Annotated in this window: 9 protein-coding genes; all 9 read right to left on the minus strand. The window is 48.8% G+C overall.

Annotated elements, in window-relative coordinates; genetic code table 11:
* Positions 1-12 precede the first annotated feature (12 nt).
* Genes N512_RS0112700 through N512_RS0112740 form a run of 9 tightly spaced genes read right to left on the minus strand, consistent with a single transcriptional unit; the run spans position 13 to position 11,218 of the window.
* Positions 13-1,752, minus strand: coding sequence for a hypothetical protein (locus N512_RS0112700; protein WP_028780575.1), 1,740 nt, complete (start codon positions 1,750-1,752; stop codon positions 13-15).
* Between the two features lie 36 nt (positions 1,753-1,788).
* On the minus strand, positions 1,789-2,202 hold the full coding sequence (locus N512_RS0112705; protein ID WP_025010627.1) for a hypothetical protein: 414 nt from the start codon (positions 2,200-2,202) through the stop codon (positions 1,789-1,791).
* Positions 2,203-2,251: 49 nt separating this feature from the next.
* Complete coding sequence (locus N512_RS0112710; protein ID WP_028780576.1) at positions 2,252-6,286, minus strand: IPT/TIG domain-containing protein; 4,035 nt, start codon at positions 6,284-6,286, stop codon at positions 2,252-2,254.
* Between the two features lie 24 nt (positions 6,287-6,310).
* On the minus strand, positions 6,311-6,991 hold the full coding sequence (locus N512_RS0112715) for a TadE family protein (protein WP_028780577.1): 681 nt from the start codon (positions 6,989-6,991) through the stop codon (positions 6,311-6,313).
* The gene (locus N512_RS0112720) at positions 6,988-7,455 is read right to left on the minus strand and encodes a tetratricopeptide repeat protein (RefSeq protein WP_025010629.1); all 468 of its coding nucleotides are present in this window, start codon (positions 7,453-7,455) and stop codon (positions 6,988-6,990) included. Before N512_RS0112720 ends, N512_RS0112715 begins: the two co-directional genes overlap by 4 nt.
* Positions 7,440-7,787, minus strand: a complete 348-nt coding sequence (locus tag N512_RS22995) for a DUF192 domain-containing protein (RefSeq protein WP_037437059.1) — start codon at positions 7,785-7,787, stop codon at positions 7,440-7,442. Before N512_RS22995 ends, N512_RS0112720 begins: the two co-directional genes overlap by 16 nt.
* Before the next feature lie 2 nt (positions 7,788-7,789).
* Positions 7,790-8,653: a type II secretion system F family protein gene (locus N512_RS0112730; RefSeq protein ID WP_025010631.1), complete on the minus strand. Its 864-nt coding sequence runs from the start codon at positions 8,651-8,653 to the stop codon at positions 7,790-7,792.
* A 14-nt stretch (positions 8,654-8,667) separates the two neighbouring features.
* Positions 8,668-9,519 carry a type II secretion system F family protein gene (locus N512_RS0112735; RefSeq protein ID WP_028780578.1) on the minus strand — a complete coding sequence of 284 codons (852 nt, stop codon included), beginning with the start codon at positions 9,517-9,519 and terminating at the stop codon, positions 8,668-8,670.
* Entirely contained in the window at positions 9,512-11,218 is a 1,707-nt protein-coding gene (locus N512_RS0112740) for an ATPase, T2SS/T4P/T4SS family (RefSeq protein WP_025010633.1), read from the minus strand. The genes N512_RS0112735 and N512_RS0112740 overlap by 8 nt, the downstream gene beginning before the upstream one ends.
* Positions 11,219-11,227 lie beyond the last annotated feature (9 nt).

Below are 11,227 nucleotides of genomic sequence, written 5' to 3' on the forward strand. Positions count from 1 at the left end.
CTCATTACTTGCTCAATTGGCCTGCGCCAGTTGTTTCAGATGTTGATACAGGGAATCGCTGAAGCTTTGCTCGTAGGTGAGTCGCAATTGCTGCCTGCCGGCATCGAAATCAAAGGCGCGGTAAATATTCACTTCAATGAGTTGGTCACCTTGGATCAGATATTGGCTGGGTAGAACCTTGTCGGCCAGCTCTGGATTGTCCAGCAGCTCTGTGATCTGCAACAAAGGCGCACCACTCGGGCTTTGGATTAGCTGCCACTCGTAGCTTTCAGGGGTATCGCCAAAGTTCAGCGTGAAACGCTGCTCGCCATCCAGGGTAATTTCATCCTCTGTTGCTATAGGCCAGAAGAGGGTAATCAGCGCCCTGGAGTCGAGATCTTCGGCGTTGGCAACCGGCATCTCCCAGGAAACAAACTCTTCATTCCGGCACATTACATCGGCTTGCTGCGCCGTCCAGATGCGGTAAACCTGCCCAGGCCATTCTAGCTTGGCCAACTGCAGCGCGGCCGGGGTACCTGCCAGCAAGGTTTGCCAGTCTTCGGCGCCGGCCTGGTACTTATCCACCTGCATAGTGATTGGTACCTGAGTACCATCATAGAAGGTATGTAGTTGATTGCCTTCGATAACCGGCGCGCTTGAGTTATAGCCCTGATCCTTGCGATCGGCATTTATCCAGCGCTCCATTTGAGTATTCCAGCACTCGTTGGCGACCTCATCTCCCAGAGTGACATCCTGGGCCAGGACCTTGCCTTGGTTGACACTTCCGGTCAGAAACTTGGAGGGAGCGCCATATTGCAGGGTGAACACCTCCGATCCGCCAGTCAGCCCCAGATCAAGCAGATGAGCTTGCTCATCATCTTCCATCAAGCCATTGAGTACTATCACCCAATCATTGTCGTTCATGGTTTTGTCATCAAGAGGTTCCAGGTAACCCAGGGCAACCATGGCGTTGTTTACCTTGTTACGCACCTCTTGGGGATCTGTGGCCAGGAATGTCGCTGCTGTTTGACCACTGGCGGCGATCAACTGTCGCAGCTCATTCAGGGTCATGGCGAGGGTCTGCTCGGCCGCCAGAATGGCCTCATGATTGCCTTCACCGAGTAGCTTTTCTATCTGAGCTTCAGTCAAAGCGTGAATGTGCTGCAGTAACCAAAATGCCTCGACAAAGGCCGGCGCTGCTGTGACATCTGCAGCAAGCTGGTAAGGGTTCTCGCTCTCCGGGGCGAACAGCTGGGAATATAGCTGCCTGAGTTCCTGAAGCAGGTTATCACGCTGGGCGTCACCAATGCCCGCTTGCAACATCTGCTGTAAACGACTGAATTCCAAATGGGTCACTAGGTTGATGGCACCCGTATGCTGGTTCAGGGCAAAGAGTACCAGACTGCCGTCATTAGCTGTTTGGGCAGCGACACTCTGCTTGTTGTGTTGCTGTTTGGCTGAGGTATTGTCACTGGCCTGCGGTAACCAGCTGGCCAGCAGATAATAGTCGGGCGTTGGGTCATCGCTGCGCCAATCGAGCTGATACTTGCCATCGTTGTCGGTAGTTGTTGTGGGCTCATCAGCATCGCAAGACAGGTTACGATTGAGATCGGCGCAGACATCGGCCCCCGGCACAGCACCCAAATAACTAACCTGGCCCTGAACACTAATATCAGTCGTAACAGGTGGTTGATTGTCATCTGAATCGGAGCCGCCACAGGCAGAGAGCAGCGTAGCACTGAGTGCTACCGACAGGAGGGAAAGTTTACGCATATTGATTCATCCTTGAGTTAAGTTCGTCAAAACGGGTTAAGGCAACTTGGAAAGAAACCAGCCTTTATCGGTTTGGAGAAATTTGCAGCTGACAGAAGAACGGTAGTTTTCTCCTTCTATCAGTAGCTTAACCCGCGCTTCCTGAAGCGCACCTTTCTGTTGCTTGCTTTTGCTGGGTTCGCTGTAACTCACATCTTGGGGAGTAATGGTGCCGAGAGTCTTATCTTGATACCAACGCTTGTGTGAACGGGCCAGTATTTGGGCCGCATGCTCTTGTTCCTTGGCACTCGCTTCGTAGGGCATTAGTGCCACAAAGGCTTGTACATCCTGGTTTTTGATGATTTCAAAACTATCCAAGCACTGTTGAGTCAGCTTCTCATTTGGTTTGGCCGCCACTGGCAGCGTGAAAAGGGTTACTCCAAGTGAAAGATATGCAAATGGAATTTTCATTGTTCAACTCCTTGAAACAGGGAAGAGCCTTACGGCTCTTCCCTTGATTTTATTCCTGCTGCAGATTGCGCAACGGCTGATATTGACTACGAGCCTTCTGTTGGGGAGTTCCGACTTCGACCTGGAATTGTTTGACGCTATCTTTCAATAGGTCACGGCCTTCCAATTCATCCCCCGAGACAGAGAGAACATCGCCTTCAAACTGGATGTAATAGGTGCCTATCTCATCTTCAGCCCGGATCCCTACCAGTTTTACTGTGTGGGTGCCTGAGGTAAGCGGTATTGATAAGGGGCCAACCTGGCGTTGCGGGCTACTGCCATCGGTCAGTACTTTATCATCGACAACCAGTTTAAAGATATCGTCGTTGAAGTTGCCGTTATCACCGAAAGTGATTTCCAGTAGATGGGGGACTTCAAACTTGAGTCCATTGCTGAGCTCGTTATCTACTTCCACAGTGACATTACCCGAGACAACATTATTGGGGACTTTCACCGTTAGTTTCCCTGGCTCGACCTTGTTGATAAAGGCAACGATACGTTCACCATTCTTACCGGCGAATGTGACTCTATTATCAGCTTTGGTTTGGCTGAATCCCAAGCCTTCGATGACGACTAAGTCACCGGGTTGGCCGCTACTTGCTTTCAAACGTATGATCTCAAGGCCATCACCAATCTTGATTTTTACAGGTGACTCAGCGCGCTGCCCTCTGTGTTCAACAGCAACGGCGATAGGACCGACAGCGTTTTTCAACATAGAGCCTGGAACGCTTATTTTCAGCAGAGTGCCATCCTCGGAGACAGATTCATATTCACGCTCTTCATAAGCATTGTTGCCCTCATCTTTCAGTTCGGTTAAGGGTTCTTCATCAAACCAATACCAACGTTCGTTAATGCCAAACCCTGTGCCGATGATAGACAACGGCTTGTCTATAGGCTCTGCTTTCATAATGGCAGGGTCTATGTCGACAATTTGCATCCCCCAAGTGAGGGTAAAGTCAGACTTCACCGGTACGCCGACCATATCTGTAATGGTCTTGAGCTGGTCGATCAGTATGTCTGCTACCTGGGCGCCAGTTTTTATCGCTTCCATTTGGCCAATAAAAGGAGCCCATTTGCGTAACGCGGCTCCGGCAGCCAAGGCTGCCAGGTCTTCGGGCTTTACTCCCATACTTTGCAGCACTGCTGTAGTGATGGGGCCCAATTTGCCTCTATTGGCAGGATCGTAGAAGACTTCTATTTCATTTTTATAGAATTCTATCGCAAGCTGTTCCAGGAAGTTGGCAAGGTCGGTTCCAGTAACATTGTCATCCTTATAAAGTTTTTCAGTTTCCTCTATCAGCTTGGGTGAGTACTGGATCACTAACTTGGTGATGACCACGGGGTCGAATCCTGCCGGTTCATAACCTACCCCGATTAAAATAAGGTCAAAAAACTTAAGCAAGATACCGTCTATGACGGTGCGAATTGCCAAGTATTGGCGAGCTTTGAGGTTGGCCTCATCATAGGCAGACTGATTACGAAAGCTAAATGGTGAAGGCCCCAAAGGAGTATCTACACCCGGAGCGAGAACTTGGTAAAGGCAATCTTGATAGGGACAAACATTGTAGTACTGATCTTTGGACCAAAACTCCAGACCAAAGTATGTTCCAGATTGCGGTCCTATTATATTGCCATCCCAAGCTGATTGAGCGTGCTTGCGCAGCGGACTATCCAGCTTGGACTCATCATACTGTCCATTTTCACCCAGAGGGATAATCATGGTACTCAAATAAAGCCGGGTACGATTTTGCAGCTCTGAGCAGCCATCGTACTGGAGTTTGTTTTTCTGTTCTTTGGTGATCTCGCTGTTATTGGGACAGCTTGGGTCCGACGGTAGCCAATTATCGAGGAAGTTAGTGGCCGCAAGACTATAGTCAAAGTAAGCCGTACCATAATTGGTGATGTTTGGTTTAATGCTTCCGGTTGCTGAAGCTCTCTTGACCATGGCCATAGCCATTGGAGAAGCATTGAATGACTGGGTTTTGGCTGTCTTGCCAACCTGGTTCTGACTATAGCGCTGATATATCTTGTTGCTGTTGCTTATTAGCAACAGGTTTGTTGCTTGAGATAATTGCTCCAGTGCCATTGGAGAACTTTGCAGCATGCCAGCGAAGTGTTCCTGCAGTTCTATGAACTCAGGATAAGTCACTATGGTGTCGCGAAAATTAACCAACGAAGCCTGTGGGATCTTGTCAACGCCAATAAAGTCCAGCACGTACTTAAAAGTCGTACTGTTTATATCCAATGTCAGTTGTTGTTCGCCTGGTAACAAGTAACTGTTTAGATAAACATATCCCTGACTATTATCTGCAGTAGGAACAAAGGCTGTGACAGGAGTCAGCCGATTCTTAAAGACTTTAATGTTTGCCCGACCGTTATAATCCAGTGTCGTTGTGGTATTCAGCAGTGTTTCTACACGTACACCTAAGGGATCAACACCGCCTACAGAGGTGAGGGTAACTTCTGCTTCTTTGAGTACATAGTATTGTACTTGGTTGCTCTGTCCCTGAGCGTTGTTGATTTGCAGCGTACCGTCGACAAGTCCTGTTGGGACGTTCACTCTCGCAGAATGGGCTGTATTTGAAATGACCTCCAAAGGTATTCCATTGGCTGTCACTGTGATATTGCCATTTAGGCTGTCACCATAGAGAGTCACTTGGGCGTTTTCGTCAAGCATCACTGCGCCGGCTGTGCTGATAACCGGGGTGCCTGCAGGCTGAAGTTTCAAGGCTCTCGCATTGGTGCGCAGAGCACCATCAGAGACAAAAACTTCACTGGCACCTTTGGGCAGTACTGTAGTGATAAGACCTGAGGCTTGAGTTAAAGGTAAGTTGATTGGAGGTAAGCCTTCCCGGGTGATAACCAAAAAGTGTTGACCGGCAGATATGGGAGAATCCAATTCTACGTTCAGTGTATCGCCTTCGCGGAAAAACCTGACTTTGGTATCGTCATGGACTGTATAGGCCTGCCCCAGGATAGCTACGGAGCTGATACTGACGGCGGTCAGCCTGTCCTGATCATTGATATCCAGGACGCCATCATTGTCATCGTCCAAGTCCAGAAAATCAGGGACTCCATCAAGATCTCTGTCCAAAGGGTGCTTGGGATTGTCGCCGGCCTCAATGGCATCAGCGATGCCATTGCCATCGGAATCCAAATCGAGGAAGTTACCCTGACCATCGCCGTCTGCATCGGCGCCACCCTCAAATCCATCACTCAGGCCATCACCATCACTATCTGTGTCATACCAGTTGGGAATACCATCGCCATCTGGATCAAAGTCATCGGCTGCTAAACCATACAGATACTCCAGAGTATCGGGTATACCATCTTGGTCTGAGTCATCACTCTCTGGATCCATGCCCAATGCCAGTTCTTGCTGGTCATAAACTCCATCACTGTCACGATCAGCAAAAATACGGGCGCTGTAGCTGAAGCTAGGACGGCCATCAAAGTTAATATCGTTGATGCCAATGTGATAAAGGCCATCTTTAAGAATTTCAACGCTGATAGCGACTTTCTTGAGCACAGGATCTATTTCCAACTCACCAAAGTTGAGTGCATTACCCTGAGCATCAGAAAAGTAGATATTGGGTTTGAAATCCGGATCCTCATAGCTGAGCATCAAGGTGTAGAATTGACCGGCTTCTCCTTCAAAGGAAAACAGATCGCCATTGTCTGATTTTTGAGAAATGGCTCCTCGCACCGTAAATGGGGGAGCCATTCCTGCCTGGGTTGCGATTGAGGGGTTATCGTTGGGTTCTTGCTCAATAATTTGAGGAAATTGATGTTTTGTTGGATCAAAAGGGTAATCATCCCTCTCATCCAGAATACCGTCATTGTCCTCATCACGTATTTCCCAGCTACCTTCATGGCTGGGTGGGTCAACCGGGTCTGGGTCAGTTGGATCCGTCGGGTCGGTTGGATCTGTTGGGTCAGTTGGAACTTCCTGACCCGGGCCTTCATCTGGCTCTAGCTCACCATTACAACCACCGGTCAGCATTATCCCGGCTATCAGCAGAGCCAGGTAAGTTTTTTTGGACATGATTTACTTCCCTATAAGTGTTGGTTACATCCTGAAAGGAGTTTGCATACGCATAAGGCCATCAGAGACCATAGCAAGATAAATATCCCCGGTAGCTCGGCTGAGCAGGTTGCACTCCAGTTGCTCCTTGCTGGGCATGTATAGTGGCGAACTGACAATCTCTCTGAGTACATAGTTGGCAAAGGGAACGATTAACTTTTGGCACCAGCGAACTTCTATTTGTAGAAGATTCGCATCCTGGATGTTCAGTTGTCGGTTATTCCCAAGGTTTTGTAACGCCGGATTACGGTACATAAGGTTATTGTTGGGGATTTCATAGAGACTCTTGCCCTGGTAGGTAGACCTTACTTTAAAGCGATCGAAGACCTTCTTATCCGGGCTGAGAATGGTTATCTTGGCTTGGGTTGTCACCGCAATCCTGGCTTTGGCTAACGCTCCTAAGGTACCTGTCAGGCTGGGATCCTGATTGTAAAGGGGCATCATACCTTCGCTCAGCCCTTTACGTATGGCACTCAAACTACCGTGATTGAGGGCTCCTGAGCGCACGGCTTTGACAGTTGCAGCATCCAAGGTGCTCTTGGCGGAATAGATAAATCCCCATTGAACGAGCAACATCATGGCAACCAATACCAGTGGCATCAGAAAGGGCAGAGCGAGGTTAAACTCCATCATCGCTTGGCCTGTTTGCGATGTTAACCGTTTCATCTCGCGGCCTGCTCCGGGCTGGGTTCACGTTGCAGTTCGTAGATGGCTTGGAGCAACGCTTTTATTTGCCTATGAACCACAGAACTAGTGTCACCATGCTGTTGGGCTATTTCCAATACCTGAGCAGATTGTTTCAAGCGTACCAGGCTCATGTTATACCAAGCTTTTTGATTGTCTGGCTCAAGCTCAATGCAACGTTGATAGGCCGCTATGGCAGCATCTTGACGTCCGGTTCGGGTATAGATGTTGCCCAGACGAAACCAACCGGGAGCGTAATTGGGAACAGATCTCAACACTTCGAGGTACAGACTTTCGGCCTGATCCATCATCGCCAGTTTGTAGGCATGTTCAGCTCTGGCTTGTATCTCCATGATAGCCTGATTGCCCTGGTGCTGTGTCTGAGAAGCGCACCCTTGCATAATCAACATCAGGGTGCACATAAGCGTGATTAGGAACTTTTCCATCTGAGTGTTTCTCCTTCATGGATTTGGGCCTTGGCTGCTGTTCCATTTACCAGCTCAAGTGTGTGATGGGCGCCATGGCAAAAACTGCTGCGCCAGGGTTTGAGTTCGGAAACCACTTTGAGGACTGTGTGCTGGGCGTCCAGATACACTATGTCCAGCGGATAACGCATTCCTATAGTGTGTACCGAGCTGCAGGGGCTGATTAACATTCCCTGAGAAGGTGTTAATTTTGGCCTTCCCAGTAACCCTCTTAGACGCAGCCAGGGATTGTTGGCCAGAAACACTTGCCCTAATTCATAGCCTGAGGCTGTAATAAGTGTCTTGGTTTCCATCTTCATAGCTCGTACATAAACTTCATAACTATCGGGAAAAGAAGAATCATGAAGGTGACAGGGAAGATGAACACTATGAGTGGGAATACCAGCTTTACTGGAGCCTCCAGGGCTTTCTTTTCGGCACGTTGGAAACGTTCTACTCGGCGCTGGTCTGCTTGAATTCTAAGTGTTTTACCCAGGCTTGCTCCGGTTCTTTCTGCTTGAGCCAAGGCACTTACCAAGCTGTTGATTTCGGTTATTTGTACCCGTTCGGCCATATTCCTAAAAGACTGAGCTCTGGACATCCCGGCGCGCATATCGCGGATAACCTTTTCAATTTCAATTTTTAAAGGCCCTTCTGGACCGCGTTCAACCGCTTGGGTCAGCGCACCAGTCATATTCAAACCGGCTTCGATGGACATGGTCAGATAGTCCAGATACACAGGTAGCACTTTAACAATGTCTAGCTGACGCTTCTTACGCAGATCGTTCAGTGTCATCACGGGGAGGAAATAGCCAACAATGGCAGCAAAGAGCAGGTAGCGGCTGTTGACCTCTCCCAGCATCGCGGTTGCTGCCAGCATCAGTCCCACTGCAAATAGCGTGCTGAGGATCCTGATGGCGAAGTATTGCTCGGCACTCATGATGTATGACAGGCCGGATATCTGTAGTTTCTTGGAAACCCGTTCCAGATAGTCGACACTGAGCTTCTCACTGATGTAGAAAGCCAATACTTGCACCAGTGGCCAAATTATTTTTAACCCTGGTGAAAGCGGATCCATGAACTCCCTGTTATCGGGAGGAACCCGGCGATAAATCCTTGCGCAACTGATAATGGTGAAGCCCAAAGCACAGGCGTAGCAGAGGATGATCAGATTAATCATGATTGCGGCTCCTACTACACATCGATAGTGACTATCTTACGAATGGATATGTAACCGCAGAACAGCATCAATACGACGACTGCGATGGTGAGCCAGCCCAAGGGCTCGGTAAAAATGCGTCCCATGGCATCCGGCTCCATGTGATTGAGTACTACCCCGATAAACACTGGTAGCAAGGTCATCACTAATCCCTGAAGCTTACCTTGTGATGTTAGCGCGTCTATCTTGCCTTCCATCTCCAGCTTTTTTCGCAGTGTACTGGACAGCCTTGACAGTACTTCAGCCAGGTTTCCCCCTACTTCTCGGGATATTTGCATACCAGCAATCACTAACTGAAATTCGGGTTCAGGAATTCGAGCATACATGTTGTTCAGAGCGGTATTGAACTCTACCCCCAAGCGTTGCTCCCGCAGAAACAACTGAAATTCCTGCCGTATGGGGGCATCCATTTCCTCAGCCATAAATTCAATGGCTGAGGTGGTATTGGCGCCGGACTGCATTGAAGAGGCGATCATATTAAGTGCATCAGGCAACTGTTCGACAAACTTACGTTGGCGACGCTTACGTAGATAGCGATATGCAAAGCGTGGCAGCAGAGCCAATATTATGCTGATGACAATACCCAGTATCAAAGAACCAAACAGCAACCAAACTAGAAATGGCACTGATACCAAAGTAATAATGTTCATCAAAAACAGTTGCTGCGGTTCGATGAACATGAACATATCGGCAAGGTTTGTACTGGCTGATGTGGTGAATTTGTCCTGATATTCTCTGGCCCAATTAGACGACAGGTGCCTCAATGACCACACCAGCAGCACCGCACTGATACCAATGCAACCTATGATGAACAACGGACTACTCATGGCGAGACTCCCGCTCAAAAATATCCAGTTTGACCTTGATACCTTGTTGCCTTAAGCGCTCATAAAACTCCGGGACAGAACCGGTTGCCGTATAGTAACCCTGTACTTTGCCGTGCTCGTTGAAACCCGTCTGTTGAAAACGGAATATCTCCGAGAGTTGCACTATGGAGCCTTCAATGCCGGTAACCTCGCAAATGCTGGTAACGCGACGAGAACCATCGGCGAAACGTGATTGCTGGACTATGATATTGACGGCTGAAGATATCTGTTCACGAATGGCCTGTACCGGTAATTCCATGCCAGCCATCATCACCATGACTTCCAGCCTTGAGATACAGTCTCGTGGTGAGTTTGAGTGGGCTGTAGTCAGCGAGCCGTCATGCCCCGTATTCATGGCCTGAAGCATGTCCAGTGCCTCACCTCCACGGCATTCACCGATAACGACTCTGTCAGGACGCATCCGAAGACAGTTTTTGACCAGATCACGGATCTCTATGGCGCCTTTACCTTCCTGGTTGGCTGGACGAGCTTCCAGTGAAACCAGATTTGGTTGATAGAGTTGCAACTCGGCGGCATCTTCAACTGTGATAATGCGTTCGCTTTCCGGAATAAAGTTGGAGAGAACATTCAACAGGGTTGTTTTCCCTGAACCTGTACCACCAGAGATAACGACATTTCGCTTCTGCTTAACCGCAATCTCCAGAAAGTCAGCCATTGCCTGACTCATAGAACCAAAGCGCACCAGATCACTACAGTTCAGTCGCTGCTGCATAAATTTACGTATGGTGATGCATGGGCCTTTAAGAGCCAAAGGTGGTATTACTGCATTAACCCGGGAACCATCTTTAAGACGCGCATCCACCATGGGTGAGCTTTCATCTATGCGTCTGCCTATTGGTGTAACTATTCGCTCTATGGCGCCCAATACGGCCTGATCATCTGAAAAGGCAACGTCTGAAAGAAACAGCTGGCCGGCTTTTTCATAAAAGATCTGATCATGACTATTAACCATGATTTCAGACACTTCAGGGTCTGCAACCAAGCCTTCCAAGGGGCCAAGCCCTATGGTTTCATCCAGAACTTCTTCTATTAGAGAGTTGACTTCAATCTCTGCAGGAAGCTGCATTTGGCTAATGATTTGCTGGATAAGAGACTCACTCTGCTGGCGTAGCTCCTGGTCGCTCATCTCGTTGACGTTGACCCTGCGAAGATCCATCTGTTTCAGCAGTTCTCTGTGTACCCGTCGGCGCCACTCATTTCTGAATTGAATATGATCCAGCTTGGCATTGGTCATAGCCAGTGGTTTCATGTTCCTAGTGCTTTCAACGTCTGCAACCTGCTTGTCAGCAGGATTCTCCGGTGGGCATTCTGCTGACGAATCTTTATTGTCGAACTGGTATTCGGGATCTTGATTAATCACGCGAAGCTGATAATCCCCTACCTGTATCCTGTCTGTTGTTTTGAGTGGACCGAAACGCTGCCGCTTTTCGTCATTCACCCTGATACCGGTGCGGCTCTTGTTGTCTTCCACGAAGATGCCTTCTTCATCCTGTATGAGCGTGGCGTGCAAGCGTGAAACTTTGAATCCTCTCAAGACGATAAGGTTGTCTGGATCTTTGCCTATTTGGCACTGGGAATGAATACATTGAAACTCACCGACCCGGGTACCTTTATTGGTGCTCACCATAATACTGAACATATACCGCTC

Source organism: Shewanella sp. 38A_GOM-205m, from assembly GCF_000518445.1.
Taxonomy (GTDB): domain Bacteria; phylum Pseudomonadota; class Gammaproteobacteria; order Enterobacterales; family Shewanellaceae; genus Shewanella; species Shewanella algae.

What these genes read in the sequence shown, in the direction of transcription:
- N512_RS0112700 (WP_028780575.1), bottom strand. Translation starts at nt 1,752, where the DNA reads ATGCGTAAACTTTCCCTCCTGTCGGTAGCACTCAGTGCTACGCTGCTC.
- N512_RS0112705 (WP_025010627.1), bottom strand. Translation starts at nt 2,202, where the DNA reads ATGAAAATTCCATTTGCATATCTTTCACTTGGAGTAACCCTTTTCACG.
- N512_RS0112710 (WP_028780576.1), bottom strand. Translation starts at nt 6,286, where the DNA reads ATGTCCAAAAAAACTTACCTGGCTCTGCTGATAGCCGGGATAATGCTG.
- N512_RS0112715 (WP_028780577.1), bottom strand. Translation starts at nt 6,991, where the DNA reads ATGAAACGGTTAACATCGCAAACAGGCCAAGCGATGATGGAGTTTAAC.
- N512_RS0112720 (WP_025010629.1), bottom strand. Translation starts at nt 7,455, where the DNA reads ATGGAAAAGTTCCTAATCACGCTTATGTGCACCCTGATGTTGATTATG.
- N512_RS22995 (WP_037437059.1), bottom strand. Translation starts at nt 7,787, where the DNA reads ATGGAAACCAAGACACTTATTACAGCCTCAGGCTATGAATTAGGGCAA.
- N512_RS0112730 (WP_025010631.1), bottom strand. Translation starts at nt 8,653, where the DNA reads ATGATTAATCTGATCATCCTCTGCTACGCCTGTGCTTTGGGCTTCACC.
- N512_RS0112735 (WP_028780578.1), bottom strand. Translation starts at nt 9,519, where the DNA reads ATGAGTAGTCCGTTGTTCATCATAGGTTGCATTGGTATCAGTGCGGTG.
- N512_RS0112740 (WP_025010633.1), bottom strand. Translation starts at nt 11,218, where the DNA reads ATGTTCAGTATTATGGTGAGCACCAATAAAGGTACCCGGGTCGGTGAG.